Genomic DNA, 17,808 nt, shown 5'->3' on the forward strand with positions numbered 1-17,808 from the left:
ACATTTCTTTTTTAATATCATATACTTAAACGAAACATCTCTTTCATTTCTAAGTAATTCCTACATATATTCTATAGAAAGTCACTCTGTCAAAAAACGTTTCTTTCTATATAAAGTGAAACTTTAATCAGTGGGGGGTATTCATCCCCCACTGATTATTAGCCTTCACCAATCGGGCATGTACGGGCAGTCGTCCCCCACCTAACTTTCTCGCATTCGGCGAATTTTGAGGCGGGGCTTACTGCCCGCAAATAGTGGGATAAACGTTTTATTCATATACCATATCATACAAGGAGGAATATACATGGACTACACCGACTTATTAATAAAACTAGGTCTCTCGGCTATTTTAGGATTCGCTATCGGTTTAGAGCGCGAATTAAAACGTAAACCACTCGGCTTAAAAACGTGTTTAGTTATTTCTATTATTAGTTGCCTCCTAACCATTGTTTCTATTAAAGCAGCTTACAACTTACCACATACCGATCATATGAATATGGATCCACTTCGACTTGCCGCTCAAATTGTATCAGGAATTGGTTTTTTAGGTGCCGGTGTAATTTTACGCAGAGGAAACGATAGTATTGCGGGGTTAACGACCGCCGCTATGATTTGGGGTGCTTCTGGCATCGGCATTGCCGTTGGAGCTGGTTTCTATATCGAGGCTATTTTCGGAATGTGTTTCCTTATGATTAGTGTAGAACTTATACCATTAGCGATGAAATACGTCGGTCCTAGATCATTTCGCCAACGTGATATCGCAGTGAAACTCGTTGTACGAAATATGGACAATATCCCGACCGTAATTGAAGAAATAAAAGAAATGGATATAAAAGTTAAGAACATGAAGCTCAAAACATTGGAAAATGGTTCGCACTATTTACATTTAAAATTGTCTATCGATCAAAAAAGACATACTGCTGATGTTTATTATGCTCTTCAGCATCTTGAAAGTGTTCAACAAACTGAAGTTGAAAGTATGTATTAATTATGAAATGAACTCTCTTTTTAATTAGAGAGTTTTTCTTTTTTCTATAATGGTAACAATGAATGTAGTCCTGAAAAGTAAGGAGGAATAGGAACTTGAAATCCCGTCCGAATTTAGTAGATACATTTCGTGATTCCATTATATTTCGTTTAATTTGTTTTATTATTGTACTTACTACCTTCTCCGGCTTTCTTATACATATATTAGAGCCATCTCAATTCACCACATGGTTCGACGGGGTTTGGTGGTCAATCGTTACCATTTTCACCGTTGGATACGGCGATTTCGCCCCCCATACAACGATAGGAAAACTTATTGGTATATGTATTATTTTATTAGGAACGGGATTTTGTTCTTATTATATGGTTCTATTCGCTACCGACATGATTAATAAACAATATATGAGAATTAAGGGTGAAGCAGCTGCTACCTCTAATGGTCATATGATTATCGTTGGCTGGAATGAGCGTGCAAAACATGTTGTAAAACAAATGCACATATTACAACCGAACCTTGATATCGTTTTAATTGATGAAACACTTTCTTTACTTCCAAAGCCATTTCATCATTTAGAATTTATAAAAGGTTGTCCGCATCACGATCAAACTTTATTAAAAGCTAACATTACAACAGCTCACACTATATTAATAACAGCGGATAAAGAGAAGAACGAAAGCTTAGCAGATACACAGTCCATTTTAAATATTTTAACTGCAAAAGGACTTAATCCAAACATTCACTGCATCGCTGAACTTCTTACTTCTGAACAAATCCAAAATGCAACGAGAGCTGGCGTATCAGAAATTATAGAAGGAAATAAATTAACGAGCTATGTATTTACCGCTTCTCTTTTATTCCCTTCCATTTCAGGTGTACTATTCTCACTTTACGATGAAATCTCTGATAACAAATTACAACTGATGGAGATTCCCCCGTCCTGCACCGGACAATCCTTTGCAAATTGTAGCTATACTCTTTTAAAGCAAAACATTCTCTTACTAGGTGTAAAGCGCGACGAACAATATATGATCAATCCAGTTCATTCTTTCATTCTCATCGAAAGCGACATACTCATCGTTATTCACCATTAAAAAAATGATTTTCTAGTTCTTGTACCAATACTTTACCAATATTGACATACTTTCTTTTCACATCTCCATCTGGATCTTGCGGCTCCGCAAATTGATCCAATCCACTCGTTCCAGCTGTTAAAGCATTAACATTATCATCTAGTTCGTCTTGATATACGTGCGAAAGAATATACGGTGTTTCAAGACGGACTATTACACCAGGCACATCTAGTTCCCCATCCACCGCTGTAAATGGTACGCGTAAAAATTGATACCCTTCTTCTTCGTCGATTTTATAATCAAAGCATCCTTTATCATAATCCCAATTACCGCCAATACTATATCCAAGTGGTTTCATAACCTCTTCTAACTTATATAACGCATATGTACATCCTTCTAATTTTGATTGAATCGGAATCAAGCCCATCCCTCCTAGACTTTTCCTTTAGCATACCCATTCTAGTTTGAATATACCGATGTACCTTTCAATAAAATAATAAAAAGCGACCGGAGACCCGATCGCTTTTCATTATTTTAAACGCTCTTCTAATTCTGCTTTTAATTCTTCAAATCCTGGTTTACCAAGTAAAGCAAACATGTTTTTCTTGTATGCTTCTACTCCTGGTTGGTCAAATGGATTTACGCCTAATAGGTAGCCGCTCATCGCACATGCTTTTTCGAAGAAGTATACAAGGTAACCGAATGTGTACTCATTTAATTCAGGGATGTTTACGATTAAGTTTGGTACTCCGCCATCGCTATGTGCAAGTAATGTACCTTCGTATGCTTTTGTGTTTACGAAGTCTATCGTTTCACCAGCAAGGTAGTTTAATCCATCTAAATCGTTGTCGTCTAATTCGATTTTTAGTTCGTGTGTAGATTTACCTACTTTAAGAACTGTTTCGAATAGGTCACGACGACCTTCTTGAATGTATTGACCTAATGAGTGTAAGTCAGTTGAGAAGTTTGCTGAAGATGGGAAAATACCTTTTTGATCTTTTCCTTCACTTTCACCAAATAACTGTTTCCACCACTCAGAGAAGTAGTGAAGTGCTGGCTCATAGTTAACAAGCATTTCAATTGTTTTCCCTTTATTATATAGAGCATTACGAACTACTGCGTATTGGTAAGCTGGGTTTTCTTCAAGTTCTGATTTCGCGAAATCATTATGGCCAGCAGCTGCACCTTTCATCATCTCTTCAATGTTTAGGCCACTTACAGCGATTGGCAATAAACCTACTGGTGTTAATACAGAGAAACGACCGCCAACATCATCTGGAATAACGAACGTTTCGTAGCCTTCATTATCAGATAATGTTTTTAAAGCACCGCGCGCTTTATCTGTAGTCGCATAAATACGTTTGCGTGCTTCTTCTTTTCCATACTTTTCTTCTAATAATTTACGGAAAATACGGAATGCGATTGCAGGCTCTGTTGTTGTACCTGATTTGGAAATAACGTTAATAGAAAAGTCTTTACCTTCTAGTACGTCCATTAAATCTTTCATGTAAGTGGAGCTAATGTTTTGTCCAACAAATAGCACTTGTGGAGTTTTACGTTGTTCTTTAGAAAGCGTGTTATAGAAAGAATGGTTTAACATTTCAATTGCTGCGCGTGCTCCTAGGTAAGAACCACCAATACCTACAACAAGTAAAATGTCAGAGTCATTTTTAATTTTTTCTGCGCATTTTTGAATGCGAGCGAATTCTTCTTTGTCATATTGAAGCGGAAGCTCTACCCACCCAAGGAAATCGTTCCCAGCTCCAGTTTTTTCGTGGATTGCATGATGTGTTACTTTTACTGCATCACGTAAATAAGTTAATTCATTTTCACCGATGAAGGATAACGCTTTAGAATAGTCGAACGTTACATGTGTACTCATCTTTTTCCCTCCAATTATGTATATGTATTTCTGTATTCACTTTAGCGAAACTAAAGTTGTAAATCAAGCGATTCAACAATTGTAAACGTAACCATTATTTATTTTTTAGAAAAAGTTCATTTTTTGCATAAAAATTCGAATTTTTCGGTATAGATGTATATACATCGTTTTTCGTACATTTTTCATGTATAAAAACAACAAAACTATACCATTCTATAAAGGAGTTAAATTTTCTTATTAACTCCTTGCTTGCTCACGCTTCACATTAAGGGGGGGCTTTTCATGAGTACCTTGCAACGTATCGCATTAGTCTTCACTGTAATCGGCGCTGTTAACTGGGGACTGATCGGGTTCTTCCAGTTTGACTTAGTAGCAGCTATTTTCGGGGGACAGAACTCAGCTCTTGCACGTATTATTTACGGCATCGTTGGTATTTCTGGGCTTATCAATCTCGGCTTACTATTTAAACCATCCGAGAATCTTGGTACTCACCCAGAAACACATGAAATTCAATAGTCAGTATGTCTTTTTCGCCTCCGACATACGAATATGATTGCATGCAATCATATTTGCAAATATATATATCATAAGTCACAGTAAAAGAGGAACGCTCATATGCGTTCCTCTTTTACTTTATTACCTCCGACTCTTCAATCCATTCTGCTAGCTTTTCTCGCAGTGTATTAAATCCGTTCTCTGATGGATTCGGTATAAGAATTCGTCCTTGCTTTCTTTTCGCCGCTTTTAACGATAAACTCATTTTTCTGTGTTCTTCATCAATTGAAAGTACTTTTACTTCTACTGTATCTCCGACCTTTAAAAAGTCATGAATGTCTTTTACATACCCATTTGTGATTTCAGATATATGCACAAGTCCTTGTGTTTCTGCATCCAAAGCTACAAATGCACCGTAATCTTGAATTCCAGTTACTTTCCCTGTTACAACCACTCCCGTTGTATATTGTTCTGACATGTGAAACACTCCCATACGTTTACCATTTTCTCTACAATTGTAAATAGCAAAGCAGATGTATTTATTGTTAAATATCCGATTAGTGGTAAGTATCCTAAGTAAAACACCGAGGATACTCCCACCTTATATTAGTAAATTATACCACTTTGATAGAACTCATTCAAAATTCACGAAAAAATTTCCTGTAATACGTATAATTCTCCAATATTAGGATAGAATACTAACACATGGCTTTCTAGTATTCCCCCCCTTTTATGGACAAAACGTATTGTGTTTTGTCCTTTTTTTATTCTCTATGAACCGTTCCATTCTCTTCATTGCTTCCATAAGTTGCTCAAGCGATGTTGCATACGAACAACGAATAAATCCTTCACCACTCCCGCCAAACACATTTCCAGGAACAACAGCCACTTTTTCTTCTAATAATAATTGTTCTGCAAATTCTGCTGAAGATAGTCCGGTTGAAGCTATAGAAGGGAAGACATAAAATGCCCCGCCTGGCACATGACATGTTAAGCCCATTTCATTGAAAGATGTCGTCATAAAGTTACGACGTTTTTTATAGCTATCTCTCATTCGAATTACTTCATCATTTCCCCCGCGTAATGCTTCAAGTGCTGCAAATTGAGACATCGTCGGTGCACACATCATTGAATACTGGTGGATTTTGAGCATTAATTCTGAAAATTGAACAGGGGCTGCAATCATCCCAAGACGCCATCCCGTCATGGCAAACCCTTTTGAAAATCCTGAAATTAAAATCGTATGGTCACGCATATTTTTAATACTCGCGAAACTCGTATATGCTTCGTCGTATACGAGCTCTGCATAAATTTCATCCGATAACACGATTAAATTATACTTCTCAACAATAACAGCTAGCTTTTCTAATTCGGATTTATTTAACATTGCGCCTGTTGGGTTATTGGGAGAACAAAGTAATATTGCCTTTGTTTTCGTTGTAATAGCTGCTTCAATTTGATCTGGCTGTACTTTAAATTCATCTTCTAATGAAGTCGCCACTGGAACCGGGACCCCGCCCGCTAACGTAACAAGCGGTGCATACGAAACGAAACTTGGTTCAATAATAAGTATTTCATCATCAGGGTTTACAATAGCACGCATCGCTACATCTAGCGCTTGACTCGCTCCAACTGTAACAATGATTTCATCATTCGGATCATAAGATACTGCAAATTGTTTTTTTAGATACTTTGCTATTTCTTGACGGAGCTCCAATAATCCTGCATTTGCTGTATATGACGTATATCCTTGTTCTAAAGAACGAATACATGCTTGCCTTACATTCCAAGGTGTAACAAAGTCCGGCTCTCCCACTCCAAGTGAAATAACACCTTTCATACTTGCCGCTAAATCAAAAAACTTTCGTATACCGGACGGTTGTAAAGATTCTGCTACTCTAGATAGGTCAAATTGCTTCACGGTGTCACCACAATTCTCTTATCATCATCTGTCTTTTCATAAATAATCCCCTCATGTTTATACTTCTTCAAAATAAAATGAGTTGTCGTTGAAACGACAGATTCAATTGTTGCTAATTTCTCAGAAACAAACATCGCTACTTCTCCCATCGTCTTTCCTTCTAATGTAATAGAAAGGTCATATGTCCCAGACATTAAATAAACGGATTTCACTTCTGAATAGCGATAAATTTGTTCAGCTACTGCATCAAAACCGACACCACGCTTCGGTGTAACTTTCACATCAATCATCGCCGTTAAACCAGTATGTTCTTTCACTTTTGTCCAATCGATATGTGTTACATAGTCCACGATAATCTTTTCACTTTCTAATTTCGTAACCATTTTTTTCACTTCTTCTACTTCTATATTTAACAACTTCGCTAATGTATCTACAGATAAACGACTATTCTTTTCAAGACAAGCTAATAATTCCAATTCTTTCTCTGTCACCATATAAATCATCCTTCCTTTTAGTTTCTGTCTAAATTATACAAATACTCTTTCCAATTTGAAAAGAAGATTTTTTTAGTGAATTATGTCAAAATAAAGTGAAACTTTAATCAGTGGAAAGACTCACCCCGCTGATTATTATTTGAACCAATCGAGCTTTTACGGACCGTTGCTTTCCCACCTAATCTCTTTGCTTAAGCTGCTTTTTGAGGCGGGAGGCTTACTGTCCGTTAAATCGGGGTAAAGTGAAAAAACGCAGGATAAAGTGAAAGGGGATGGAACCGTGAAACCAAAAGTATATATTGCTGAACCAGTTCCAACATTTGTAGAAAACTATTTATCAGAACACTGTGATTTTGAAAAATGGGATCAAAACGAGAAAGTACCTCGTGATGTTCTATTAGAAAAAATAAAAGATAAAGATGGGTTATTAAATTTCGGATCTACTATAAATGAAGAGTTATTACAGGTTGCTCCTAATTTAAAAGTAGTAAGTAACATTTCTGTTGGCCATGATAACTTTGATTTAAAAGCGATGGAAAAACAAAATGTTATCGGAACGAATACTCCATATGTGTTAGATGATACAGTAGCCGATCTCGTTTTCGCTCTTATGTTATCTGCTGGTCGCCGTGTTTGTGAACTCAATTCCTATGTAAAAAATGGTAAATGGAACGCTGAAATTGGAAAAGAACACTTCGGACTAGATGTACATCATAGTACGATTGGTATTATCGGAATGGGACGAATTGGAGAAGCTGTCGCAAAACGAGCGAAATTCGGCTTTGATATGAATGTCCTTTACTATAACCGTCGCCGTAAAGAAGAAGCTGAGCAAAAATTTGATGCTACATATTGTGATTTACAAACTTTAATCAAACAATCTGATTTTATTATTCTTCTTACTCCATTAACAGATGAAACGTATCATCTTATCGGTGAAAAGGAATTTTCACTAATGAAAGAAACAGCAATTTTCATTAATGCTTCTCGCGGGAAAACAGTAGATGAAACTGCATTAATTCATGCGTTAACAGAAAAGAAAATATTTGCAGCCGGCATCGACACATTTACACAAGAGCCGATTCAAAAAGAGAATCCGCTCTTATCATTACAAAATGTTGTAACTTTACCGCACATCGGATCTGCAACATTAAAAACTCGGCAGCAAATGGCAATGACAGCTGCTGAAAATTTAGTAGCAGGATTACAAGGAAAAACACCACCTAATATTGTGCGTGGGTAATTATAAAGTGAAGGCTAATAATCAGTGGGGGTTTTGTCCATCCCCACTGATTATTAGCCTTCACCAATCGGGCTTTTACGGGCAGTTATCTCCCACCTAACTTCCTCGCATTCGCCGAATTTTGAGGTGGGAGTCTACTGCCCGGCAAATAGCGGGATAAATAAGCGAAAGGGAAGATGACGATGTCATCTTCCCTTTTTTTGTTAACATATTTTGTTTCTTGCCGGGAGATGATATGAACAAAAATCAATGGAGTGACAAAAAATGAACCATGAATGCAAATGCCCTTACTTCACTTTTTCCACTCGCGGGACTACTATTCATTACGAATTGTATGAACATAATACTAAAAAAGAACGACCTACTTTCGTACTCGTTCACGGCTTCCTCTCTTCCTCATTTAGCTATCGACGACTCATTCCTTTACTAACAAAGGAAGGTACAGTAATTGCCCTTGATTTACCACCATTCGGAAAAAGTGATAAATCTCATCTCTTTAAATATTCTTATCACAATTTAGCAGCTATTATTATCGATTTAATCGAACATTTATCTCTCTCGAATATTGTATTAGTTGGCCATTCTATGGGCGGACAAATTTCACTCTTTGTAAACCGACTACGCCCTGAATTAATTTCAAAGACGATTTTACTATGTAGCTCTAGTTATTTAGCACGCGCAAACTTACCTTTACTGTACTCCTCTTATTTACCGTTCTTCCACTTATACGTGAAGAACTGGATTATTCGAAGGGGCATCGTCCATAACTTAATGAATGTCGTTCATGACCATTCATTAATTGACAATGAAATGATGGAAGGCTATGCTGCTCCTTTTTATGATGATCGTATATTCCCTGCCTTAACTCGAATGATAAGAGACCGGGAAGGTGACTTATCTTCAACTGAATTACAAAAAATCGAAACCCCAGTATTACTCATTTGGGGTGAAAAAGATCGCGTCGTCCCTGTACATGTAGGACACCGTCTCCATAAGGACCTACCTAATTCAACTTTCATTTCTTACGAAAATACAGGGCACTTACTACCTGAAGAAAAGCCCGATCATGTTTATGAAGAAATTATTACGTTTGCGACGCAATAAAGTGAAGCTTTATCCGCGAGCGGTTCTATCCCCACGGATTATTAGCCTTCACCAATCGGGTTTTTACGGGCAGTTTGATTTCTCGCCTAACCTCTTTGCTTCAACCGAATTTTGAGGCGGGAGTCTTACTGCCCGTTAAAACGGGATAAGGTGAAGCTTTAATCAATCAGCACAAATGAAAATAAACAAAAAGGCTGTCGTAAATTCCGACAGCCTATAACGAACAACTTCCGCCTTCTTTTAGTACGAGTAACTCTACTGCTAATTTTTCGCATTTTTCAAGTGCAGGTACTTCTTCAAAAGACATAAAGTATATATGTTGAATCTTCTTTGCGATGTATTTCGGATCATCAAACACACTTACGACGTTTACAACATCGCTCGCTTCTGTTTCATAAAACTCCGGTCCCATTTGAAACGGATCCCAATTTTTCACAACCTCAATCATTTTGTCATATGCACCCATCTGCTTCCCGCCTTTTCACTTTTTAATGCTTTTCTTTATCGTATCACATCAGCTATTCTATAAGAAGAGTGAGAATTTTCATAACTTAACAGTTTGACAGAAGAAAGGAGCAAACATATGCAACTATTTCATAAAACGGTAAATCGTCGCGGAACGCATAGTACAAAATGGGATACATATAAAAATGAAGAGCTCATCCACGCTTGGATTGCCGATATGGATTTTGAAGTACCAAAACCAATTCAAACTGCATTACAAAAACGCACAGAACATCCTATTTTCGGCTATACACTTCCTCCTGAAAATATTGGGGATATCATTTGTAATTGGACGAAAAGCCAATACAATTGGGAAATACAAAAAGAATGGATTGTATTTAGCGCAGGTATCGTTCCAGCTCTTAGTACGAGCATACAAGCTATAACGAAAGAAGGAGAAGCCGTACTCGTACAACCTCCTATTTATCCACCATTTTTTGAAATGGTCAAAACAAATAATAGACAATTATGTGAGAGTCCCTTATTTAAACAAAATGGCATATATAAGATAGACTTCGAGCATCTAGAAACTCAATTTAAACAAGGTGTAAAACTAATGCTTCTTTGCAGCCCTCACAATCCTATCGGGCGCGTTTGGACGAAAGAGGAGCTAACAAAACTCGGTACGTTATGTACGCAATATAATGTAACCGTTGTCGCGGATGAAATTCACGCCGATATTATTTATAGAGGCCATACTCATACACCGTTTGCTTCTTTATCTGAAGAATTAGCAGCACGCACTATTACTTGTATGGCTCCGAGCAAAACATTTAATATCGCTGGATTACAAGCATCGATCATTATTATTCCGAATGAAAATCTCCGTAATGCCTTTATGTCTATCCAATATAGACAAGGATTCCACGGATTAAATACATTTGCTTATACAGCAATGCAAAGTGCCTATACAGAATGTAATGATTGGCTAAATGAAATTCGATTGTATGTTGAAGATAACGCTCAATTTGCTTGTGAGTATATTCAAAATCACATACCATCTCTTTCTGTAATTAAACCAGAAGGTAGTTTTTTACTGTGGATTGATTGTTCCCACTTGGATCTTTCTCAAGATGAACGAACAGCATTGCTTGAAGAGAAAGGTAAAATCATCAGTGAGCCCGGTGAGAAATACGGAATGGGCGGGGAAGCCCATATCCGAATTAACATTGGCTGTCCTAGATCTGTTTTAGAAGAAATTTTAAACAGACTACACCATACATTCTCATAACAAAAAAGGAGGCTATCCCAAAATGATTTTGGGATAGCCTCCTTTTTTCGGTAAATCGATATAATTCCACTTACTATCATGCGGTTTTACAACAAAAGCTATCATTCACGGTAGCTTCTATTTTTTCTTCAGATCCGACGCTTTTTTCACGATAACACCGCAAGCAATTCGGCCACCAGATTTACCAGTTGGTTGCGTCATACCATCATCAGCGTTTTCTGTAATAATAATAGACGCTCCATCTTTTCTATGAATCGTCGTTTTTCCTTCTTCAAGCGTTATATGCGGAGCATCGATTTCTGCTTTAATCTTTCCAGAACCATCCGCCACTACATTCGGTAAATCACCATTTTCCGCACCTTTCGGATTCAAGAGCCCATGTTTTTTATTATCTGGATTAAAATGATTCCCAGATGATTCGAAACTAGGCGCTTTACATTCTCCGATTTCATGTACATGTATACCGTGTGGTCCTGGTGTAAAACCTTCCGCTTTAATCGTAATTTTCACTCCACTTGTTTGCTGAGCTACTTTTGCAGTCCCAACTTCATCACCTGAAGCATTATGTAATTTCACATCAATTTCTTTCGGCTTCCCTTGGTCACAACCCGCCATTAGAAATAATAAACAACAACTGAAAAAAAGCCGTCTTTTCATTCAATTCCCTCCAAAATGCTTTCTGCCCTTAGATTGTCCGAGCATAGAGGGAAACATACAAAAATGAATTACCGTTTCTTTTCAGCTAAAAGCTTTTCTTCTACTTTCTGTAATCGCTCTGCTTCTCGTTTTGATACACGAATAAACATACGCCACGTAGCAACCGCACCGATGATAAATAGAACGCAAACAATACCTGGAATAATATACTCCGTTTTATCTTCAGGGAAATATAAAGGCATCATATGAAACACTCCTTATCGGGGAATTTATAGTAAGAATAAACATCAGAATTTTCTGTTTTATCATCTTAAATTATAATTGAAGCTTGTCATATTCTCAAGGGGGCGTTCCGAAAGCGAATGATTTCTTTGACTCCTTCGCGCACTTTCCTTACTATAAACTTGAGGTGAAAAATATGAGAGAAACATTTGAAATTGGTGAAATCGTTACTGGTATTTATAAAACTGGAAAATACATCGGCGAAATTACAAATAGCCGTCCTGGCAGTTACGTCGTAAAAGTACTAGCTGTTTTAAAACATCCAGTGCAAGGTGATTTACATAATGTAAAACAAGCTGACGTACCATTCTTCCATGAAAGACGTGCTTTAGCTTTTCGTGAACAGACGAACATTCCAGAGCAAATGGTGAAGAAATATGAAGGGGAAATTCCGGATTATACAGAGTCACTAAAATTAGCATTAGAAACTCAAATGAATTCATTTTCTGAAGATGATTCACCTTTTGCGGGGCGTAGTCTAGAAACACTTCAGCAATTGAAGCAAGATTACAAACTTTAAAAAACAAAACGACCAAATTACATATTTTGCAATTTGGTCGTTACTGTGTACTCACTTTCTTTAACACTTTCGAAAAATCAACAAGTTCCCCTAATGTCGGAGGTGCTGGTTTGACTAAATACTCTTTATCTTTTTCTACTAACTTAAAAATATTATATGTCGTCATCGCATCATCAAGCGCACAATGATGTTTTCCTGTTCCTGCTTTTCCATACGCCTCAATTGCTTTCCACAGCCCTGTTTGATTTCTCTCTCCAAAAAACTTCTTATACTCAAGCGATAAATCACGACACTGTCCAAAGAATGGAAATTCTACTCCCGCCATTTCACAGTTATGCTTTAAGACTTTCATATCCATATTTCCCCACGTTACAATTGTCGGTTTACCACTCTTCTCATATTCTGCAAGTTTCTCAACAAGTTCATGAAAAGAAATTCCTTTGTCCACTACTTCCTGTTTAATTCCTAAAAATTTTTTACATCGATCCGTTAAAGACGGAAATGTTTTCGGTCTAATATGCGATGAATACGTATCTTCCACCTTACAACCAACAACTGAAACGAGTCCGACCTCAATAATTTCTGGGAAAAAACCTTTTGGCTTTTTTCTATGCTGGGGCATCGTAAACTCAAAGTCTAAAAACAAAAATCGTTGTTCATCCATACGATCCCTTCCTTATCATATTTGTCATTCCTTTCTATTTGACACTCCTACACGAACAAGCTCGAATGCTGATTCGATTTTAAATATTCAGATTGGATGTATCTTATATATATGTCAGATGCCCACAAATATTTTTAAAAATAAGAAAAAATGACCTATGCAGAAAATATGACAAAATAAACCCTTCCATTTACATCCGCCATTTTTCTACTTTATAATGACGTTATGTGTGTTTCATCTAGTTAATTTTTTGACACACTAAGAAAAGTGAATGAAAGGAGATGAGAGTTTTGCACGAAACAACGCAAGAACTCGCAAACTGGCAGTATTATTTCGCTATCGCAGTCTTTTTAATTACATATGCCATTATTATTTCTGAAAAAATTAACCGTGCTGTCATCGCACTTCTTGGTGCAGCATTCATGGTAATTGCAGGGGTCGTTGACTTACACAATGCCTTTACGAAACATATTGAATGGGGAACAATTACATTACTCATCGGTATGATGATACTCGTAAACATTACAAGTAAGTCAGGTGTCTTCCAATACGTTGCCATTAAAGCCGCAAAAGGAGCACAAGGAAATCCAATTAAAATTTTAATTTCACTTTCCTTACTTACCGCGCTCGGCTCCGCATTTTTAGATAACGTTACAACAGTACTTCTTGTTGTTCCAGTTACTTTATCTATTACGCGCATCTTGCAAGTAAATCCTGTTCCATATTTACTTTCTGAAATTATTTTTTCAAATATCGGAGGAACAGCAACATTAATTGGTGATCCGCCAAACATTATGATTGGTTCTGCAAATAAGCATTTAGATTTCAATGCTTTCTTATTCAACTTAGCACCTATCGTGATCATCATTATTGCTGTTACGGCAACAATTCTTTACTTCATGTACCGTAAGCAATTAATTGCTGATCCTGTACAAATTAAAAAATTAATGAGCTTAGATGAAAAACAATACATTAAAGACCCAGTATTAATGAAGAAATCTTTAACAGTACTTGGCCTTACTATTTTAGGTTTCATGACTCATTCCATTTTCCATATTGATGCAGCTATCATCGCCTTAACTGGCGCTACTGTACTTATGCTAATCGGTGTGAAAGAGCATGAAATTGAAGAGGTATTCGCAAGTGTAGAGTGGGTAACAATCTTCTTCTTCGCGGGACTATTCGTACTCGTTGGAGGACTTATTGATATCGGGCTTATCAAAATGTTAGCTCAAAAAGTAATTGGAATAACAGGCGGAGATATTTCTCAGGCATCTATCCTTGTTCTATGGGTATCTGGTATCGCCTCTGCAACAATCGATAACATTCCATTCGTTGCAACAATGATTCCACTTATTAACGATATGGCAGTTGGGCTAGGTTTATCACCTTCTGACGCACAAATCGACGTACTATGGTGGGCATTAGCATTAGGTGCTTGCTTAGGTGGAAACGGAACATTAATCGGAGCTTCTGCTAACGTAATCGTAGCCGGAATCGCAAGTCGTGAAGGACATAAATTCAGCTACATGGAATTCCTTAAAGTCGGCTTCCCAATTATGATCGTTTCATTAATCATTTCTCACATTTATATTTACTTACGCTATCTTATGTAGTAGAAAAAAGCGCCCTGCTCAGCAGGGCGCTTTCGTTCTTTTTTCAGCATATCCGAATTATTATAGAACCAAATATATCGACCGCAGGGCAACTTTGATACGCCTACTCGTTATACCTAACCGGCTCATTCCGAATAATAAACAAATGAATCGGCAAGAAAACCGAAAATGTGATTGTATGAATGATCGTAAATAGTATGGAATTCGTTCCGTATCTATCCAAAATAGCATAGATAAGATAAATAGACAGTACAAGTGATACAGCCGTTGCTAATATATATAGAATTGGTACGAAATTAAAGATGAAGCATCCAACATATATGCCAAATACTTTCCACCCTGCTTCTTCTTTCAAGAAATCTGGTAATTTATCTTTCGCTAAATCACCCCATATCTTACTATTTATAAACGGAATAAAAGCAAGAACACCATCAGTTGCACCATCATTTTTCGCCATCGTATAAAGTGCAAAAGCCGTTAACAAATACGAAATAATTGCCCAAATTATTATAACAAGCATAAACGCAAAACTAAGAGCAAAGAAACCTGCTAGTACGCCTTGATCTTCCATCTTATCCTCTCCTCTCTCTTCTCAACATATTTCATTACAGTGCAAGTTATGTTTTAAAATTTAACCAAACTCTTTGTATAATAAGAAGAGAAAGATAATGAGAGAGGAGTACATACCTATGCATCCATTTGTAAAGGCATTACAAGAGCATTTTACAGCTCATCAAAATCCCGAAAAAGCAGAACCGATGGCACGTTATATGAAAAATCACTTCCCGTTTCTCGGTATTCAAACTCCTGAGAGAAGACAGTTATTGAAAGACGTCATTCAAATACATACTCTCCCAGATAAAAAGGACTTCCAAATTATCGTGCGTGAACTTTGGGACCTACCAGAACGTGAATTTCAAGCTGCCGCACTCGATATCATGCAAAAATATAAAAAACACATAAACGAAACTCACATCCCATTTTTAGAAGAACTTATTGTCACAAAATCTTGGTGGGATTCTGTTGATAGCATCGTCCCTACATTTTTAGGTGCTATCTTTTTAAAACATCCAGAATTAATTTCTGCATATATTCCAAAGTGGATTGCATCAGAAAACATATGGTTACAACGTGCCGCTATTTTATTCCAGCTAAAATATAAACAAAAAATGGATGAAGAACTCCTTTTCTGGATTATCGGACAACTACATTCCTCAAAAGAATTTTTCATTCAAAAAGCAATCGGCTGGGTCCTTCGCGAATATGCAAAAACAAAACCAGATGTAGTATGGGAATACGTTCAAAACAACGAACTTGCCTCGCTTAGTAAACGCGAAGCAATTAAGCACATTAAGCAAAATTACGGAATAAATAACGAAAAAATAGGCGAAACTCTATCCTAGGTGGGCACGTTCCTCTATTGAGATTTAAAAAAGAACGTGTTAAAATATGTTCATTATTATTAATATAAGTAGCGATGACGGACTTATAAGTACTTGCATAAAAAGCGATTCAGGGATAGTGAAAGCCTGAAGCTGCGAGGAAACGGCAGTCTCGAGCAATACGTGATAAAGTGGATGCACATTTTGTGTATCAACTAGGGTGGAACCGCGGGCAAACGCTCGTCCCTAGGCGATTAAGCCTTGGGATGAGCGTTTTTTTATGTTTTTCAAAGCATATATTGCTCGTTTCCAAAGTACCCATCACGTCATCGCAAATACGTTAACTTTCAAAAGGAGGATTTTATTATGTATTCAATGGAACAAGTTGTAAACTTAGCGAAACATCGCGGTTTCGTTTTCCCTGGTTCTGAAATTTACGGTGGTCTTGCAAACACATGGGATTACGGTCCACTTGGAATCGAATTAAAAAATAACGTCAAAAAAGCTTGGTGGAAAAAATTCATTCAAGAATCTCCACACAACGTTGGTTTAGATGCTGCTATTTTAATGAACCCAAAAACTTGGATCGCTTCTGGTCACGTTGGTAACTTTAATGATCCAATGATCGACTGTAAAAAATGTAAAGCTCGTCACCGTGCTGACAAATTAATTGAAGATGCATTAGACGTAAAAGGTATCGAAATGGTCGTTGACGGTCTTACTTTCGACCAAATGGCTGACTTAATGAAAGAACATGAAGTAAAATGCCCAGATTGCGGTAGCCAAGAATTCACGGAAATCCGTCAGTTCAACTTAATGTTCAAAACATTCCAAGGTGTTACAGAGTCTAGCACAAACGAAATCTTCCTTCGTCCTGAAACAGCACAAGGTATTTTCGTAAACTTTAAAAACGTACAACGCTCTATGCGTAAAAAACTTCCATTTGGTATCGGCCAAATCGGTAAAAGTTTCCGTAACGAAATCACACCTGGTAACTTCACATTCCGTACACGTGAATTCGAACAAATGGAACTTGAATTCTTCTGTAAGCCTGGTGAAGATTTAGAGTGGTTCGCATTCTGGCGTGAAACTTGTAAAAACTGGTTACTTTCACTTGGTATGACTGAAGAAAGCATGCGTCTTCGTGACCACGGTGAAGACGAATTATCTCATTACAGTAACGCAACAACTGATATTGAATTCAGATTCCCATTCGGTTGGGGCGAACTATGGGGCGTTGCATCTCGTACAGACTTCGATTTAAAACGTCATATGGAACACTCTAACGAAGACTTTAACTATATCGATCCACAAACGAATGAGCGTTACGTGCCTTACTGCATCGAGCCATCTCTAGGTGCAGACCGTGTAACATTAGCATTCTTATGTGATGCATATGAAGAAGAGCAATTAGAAAACGATTCTCGTACAGTTCTTCGTTTCCACCCTGCTTTAGCACCATATAAAGCAGCTATCTTACCATTATCTAAAAAGCTATCTGAAGGTGCTACTGAAGTATTCGCAGAACTAGCTAAAGACTTCATGGTAGACTTTGATGAAACTGGTTCTATCGGTAAACGTTACCGTCGTCAAGACGAAATCGGTACTCCATTCTGTATCACATACGACTTCGACTCTGTTGAAGACAAAGCTGTTACAGTACGTGACCGTGACACAATGGAACAAGTTCGTATGCCAATTAGCGAACTAAAAGGTTTCTTAGAGAAAAAAATCCAGTTCTAATTATAAAAAAAG

The 17,808-nt window shown here is 37.2% G+C and carries 20 protein-coding genes; 10 read left to right on the top strand and 10 right to left on the bottom strand.

Annotated features, from left to right (window positions below; all coding sequences use genetic code 11):
* Window positions 1-304: 304 nt before the first annotated feature.
* A complete protein-coding gene (locus NSQ08_RS23205) occupies window positions 305-988 on the top strand; it encodes an MgtC/SapB family protein (protein WP_002034530.1) in 684 nt (227 codons plus the stop codon).
* Window positions 989-1,083: 95 nt separating this feature from the next.
* On the top strand, window positions 1,084-2,079 hold the full coding sequence (locus NSQ08_RS23210; RefSeq protein ID WP_002129680.1) for a potassium channel family protein: 996 nt from the start codon (window positions 1,084-1,086) through the stop codon (window positions 2,077-2,079).
* Here NSQ08_RS23210 and NSQ08_RS23215 read toward each other — a convergent pair.
* Both NSQ08_RS23215 and NSQ08_RS23220 read right to left on the bottom strand, forming a co-directional pair.
* Complete coding sequence (locus NSQ08_RS23215; protein ID WP_002131278.1) at window positions 2,066-2,479, bottom strand: YugN-like family protein; 414 nt, start codon at window positions 2,477-2,479, stop codon at window positions 2,066-2,068. The genes NSQ08_RS23210 and NSQ08_RS23215 overlap by 14 nt on opposite strands.
* A 108-nt stretch (window positions 2,480-2,587) precedes the next feature.
* Window positions 2,588-3,940, bottom strand: a complete 1,353-nt coding sequence (locus NSQ08_RS23220; RefSeq protein WP_002015845.1) for a glucose-6-phosphate isomerase — start codon at window positions 3,938-3,940, stop codon at window positions 2,588-2,590.
* 282 nt (window positions 3,941-4,222) lie between these two features.
* Here NSQ08_RS23220 and NSQ08_RS23225 point away from each other — a divergent pair, with 282 nt between their 5' ends.
* Window positions 4,223-4,456, top strand: coding sequence for a DUF378 domain-containing protein (locus tag NSQ08_RS23225; protein ID WP_002034535.1), 234 nt, complete (start codon window positions 4,223-4,225; stop codon window positions 4,454-4,456).
* A 112-nt stretch (window positions 4,457-4,568) separates the two neighbouring features.
* On the opposite strand, the gene yugI is transcribed toward NSQ08_RS23225, so the two are convergent.
* From yugI to NSQ08_RS23240, 3 genes are all read right to left on the bottom strand, one after another.
* Window positions 4,569-4,913: a S1 domain-containing post-transcriptional regulator GSP13 gene (gene yugI / locus NSQ08_RS23230; protein WP_002015848.1), complete on the bottom strand. Its 345-nt coding sequence runs from the start codon at window positions 4,911-4,913 to the stop codon at window positions 4,569-4,571.
* 252 nt (window positions 4,914-5,165) lie between these two features.
* Window positions 5,166-6,356, bottom strand: a complete 1,191-nt coding sequence (locus NSQ08_RS23235; protein ID WP_002129685.1) for an aminotransferase — start codon at window positions 6,354-6,356, stop codon at window positions 5,166-5,168.
* Entirely contained in the window at window positions 6,353-6,850 is a 498-nt protein-coding gene (locus NSQ08_RS23240; protein WP_002067952.1) for an Lrp/AsnC family transcriptional regulator, read from the bottom strand. Before NSQ08_RS23240 ends, NSQ08_RS23235 begins: the two co-directional genes overlap by 4 nt.
* Window positions 6,851-7,112: 262 nt before the next feature.
* Between NSQ08_RS23240 and NSQ08_RS23245 the strand changes: the two genes are divergently transcribed.
* Both NSQ08_RS23245 and NSQ08_RS23250 read left to right on the top strand, forming a co-directional pair.
* On the top strand, window positions 7,113-8,093 hold the full coding sequence (locus tag NSQ08_RS23245; protein WP_340779075.1) for a 2-hydroxyacid dehydrogenase: 981 nt from the start codon (window positions 7,113-7,115) through the stop codon (window positions 8,091-8,093).
* A gap of 264 nt (window positions 8,094-8,357) precedes the next feature.
* Window positions 8,358-9,197 (top strand): alpha/beta fold hydrolase, encoded by an 840-nt coding sequence (locus tag NSQ08_RS23250; RefSeq protein ID WP_002034539.1) that lies wholly within the window; start codon window positions 8,358-8,360, stop codon window positions 9,195-9,197.
* A 214-nt stretch (window positions 9,198-9,411) separates the two neighbouring features.
* Here the strand turns inward: NSQ08_RS23250 and NSQ08_RS23255 are convergent, their stop codons facing one another.
* On the bottom strand, window positions 9,412-9,663 hold the full coding sequence (locus NSQ08_RS23255; protein WP_002015854.1) for a YugE family protein: 252 nt from the start codon (window positions 9,661-9,663) through the stop codon (window positions 9,412-9,414).
* Window positions 9,664-9,780: 117 nt separating this feature from the next.
* Here NSQ08_RS23255 and NSQ08_RS23260 point away from each other — a divergent pair, with 117 nt between their 5' ends.
* The gene (locus NSQ08_RS23260; protein ID WP_340779082.1) at window positions 9,781-10,932 is read left to right on the top strand and encodes a MalY/PatB family protein; all 1,152 of its coding nucleotides are present in this window, start codon (window positions 9,781-9,783) and stop codon (window positions 10,930-10,932) included.
* Between the two features lie 117 nt (window positions 10,933-11,049).
* Here NSQ08_RS23260 and NSQ08_RS23265 read toward each other — a convergent pair whose 3' ends face one another.
* Together NSQ08_RS23265 and NSQ08_RS23270 are read right to left on the bottom strand one after the other, a co-directional pair.
* Window positions 11,050-11,589 carry a superoxide dismutase family protein gene (locus NSQ08_RS23265; RefSeq protein ID WP_002089287.1) on the bottom strand — a complete coding sequence of 180 codons (540 nt, stop codon included), beginning with the start codon at window positions 11,587-11,589 and terminating at the stop codon, window positions 11,050-11,052.
* Window positions 11,590-11,657: 68 nt separating this feature from the next.
* Entirely contained in the window at window positions 11,658-11,834 is a 177-nt protein-coding gene (locus tag NSQ08_RS23270) for a hypothetical protein (RefSeq protein WP_000982764.1), read from the bottom strand.
* Between the two features lie 173 nt (window positions 11,835-12,007).
* Here NSQ08_RS23270 and NSQ08_RS23275 point away from each other — a divergent pair, with 173 nt between their 5' ends.
* Entirely contained in the window at window positions 12,008-12,391 is a 384-nt protein-coding gene (locus tag NSQ08_RS23275) for a kinase-associated lipoprotein B (RefSeq protein WP_001209324.1), read from the top strand.
* Window positions 12,392-12,431: 40 nt separating this feature from the next.
* On the opposite strand, the gene kapD is transcribed toward NSQ08_RS23275, so the two are convergent.
* A complete protein-coding gene (kapD, locus tag NSQ08_RS23280; protein WP_002034559.1) occupies window positions 12,432-13,055 on the bottom strand; it encodes a 3'-5' exonuclease KapD in 624 nt (207 codons plus the stop codon).
* Window positions 13,056-13,345: 290 nt separating this feature from the next.
* Between kapD and NSQ08_RS23285 the strand changes: the two genes are divergently transcribed.
* A complete protein-coding gene (locus tag NSQ08_RS23285) occupies window positions 13,346-14,671 on the top strand; it encodes an ArsB/NhaD family transporter (RefSeq protein WP_002145115.1) in 1,326 nt (441 codons plus the stop codon).
* 103 nt (window positions 14,672-14,774) lie between these two features.
* On the opposite strand, the gene NSQ08_RS23290 is transcribed toward NSQ08_RS23285, so the two are convergent.
* Entirely contained in the window at window positions 14,775-15,242 is a 468-nt protein-coding gene (locus NSQ08_RS23290; protein ID WP_002034556.1) for a hypothetical protein, read from the bottom strand.
* Between the two features lie 118 nt (window positions 15,243-15,360).
* On the opposite strand from NSQ08_RS23290, the gene NSQ08_RS23295 reads away from it, so the two are divergent.
* Window positions 15,361-16,074 carry a DNA alkylation repair protein gene (locus NSQ08_RS23295; protein WP_002034554.1) on the top strand — a complete coding sequence of 238 codons (714 nt, stop codon included), beginning with the start codon at window positions 15,361-15,363 and terminating at the stop codon, window positions 16,072-16,074.
* A 345-nt stretch (window positions 16,075-16,419) separates the two neighbouring features.
* Window positions 16,420-17,796, top strand: coding sequence for a glycine--tRNA ligase (locus NSQ08_RS23300; RefSeq protein ID WP_002034552.1), 1,377 nt, complete (start codon window positions 16,420-16,422; stop codon window positions 17,794-17,796).
* Window positions 17,797-17,808 lie beyond the last annotated feature (12 nt).

This window comes from Bacillus sp. FSL E2-8887 (genome assembly GCF_038007205.1).
In the GTDB taxonomy this organism is placed as follows: Bacteria; Bacillota; Bacilli; order Bacillales; family Bacillaceae_G; genus Bacillus_A; species Bacillus_A mycoides.

Coding starts and splice junctions, on each gene's coding strand:
- NSQ08_RS23205 (WP_002034530.1), top strand. CDS start 305: ATGGACTACACCGACTTATTAATAAAACTAGGTCTCTCGGCTATTTTA.
- NSQ08_RS23220 (WP_002015845.1), bottom strand. CDS start 3,940: ATGAGTACACATGTAACGTTCGACTATTCTAAAGCGTTATCCTTCATC.
- NSQ08_RS23225 (WP_002034535.1), top strand. CDS start 4,223: ATGAGTACCTTGCAACGTATCGCATTAGTCTTCACTGTAATCGGCGCT.
- yugI (WP_002015848.1), bottom strand. CDS start 4,913: ATGTCAGAACAATATACAACGGGAGTGGTTGTAACAGGGAAAGTAACT.
- NSQ08_RS23240 (WP_002067952.1), bottom strand. CDS start 6,850: ATGGTGACAGAGAAAGAATTGGAATTATTAGCTTGTCTTGAAAAGAAT.
- NSQ08_RS23250 (WP_002034539.1), top strand. CDS start 8,358: ATGAACCATGAATGCAAATGCCCTTACTTCACTTTTTCCACTCGCGGG.
- NSQ08_RS23255 (WP_002015854.1), bottom strand. CDS start 9,663: ATGGGTGCATATGACAAAATGATTGAGGTTGTGAAAAATTGGGATCCG.
- NSQ08_RS23260 (WP_340779082.1), top strand. CDS start 9,781: ATGCAACTATTTCATAAAACGGTAAATCGTCGCGGAACGCATAGTACA.
- NSQ08_RS23265 (WP_002089287.1), bottom strand. CDS start 11,589: ATGAAAAGACGGCTTTTTTTCAGTTGTTGTTTATTATTTCTAATGGCG.
- NSQ08_RS23270 (WP_000982764.1), bottom strand. CDS start 11,834: ATGATGCCTTTATATTTCCCTGAAGATAAAACGGAGTATATTATTCCA.
- NSQ08_RS23275 (WP_001209324.1), top strand. CDS start 12,008: ATGAGAGAAACATTTGAAATTGGTGAAATCGTTACTGGTATTTATAAA.
- kapD (WP_002034559.1), bottom strand. CDS start 13,055: ATGGATGAACAACGATTTTTGTTTTTAGACTTTGAGTTTACGATGCCC.
- NSQ08_RS23290 (WP_002034556.1), bottom strand. CDS start 15,242: ATGGAAGATCAAGGCGTACTAGCAGGTTTCTTTGCTCTTAGTTTTGCG.
- NSQ08_RS23295 (WP_002034554.1), top strand. CDS start 15,361: ATGCATCCATTTGTAAAGGCATTACAAGAGCATTTTACAGCTCATCAA.
- NSQ08_RS23300 (WP_002034552.1), top strand. CDS start 16,420: ATGTATTCAATGGAACAAGTTGTAAACTTAGCGAAACATCGCGGTTTC.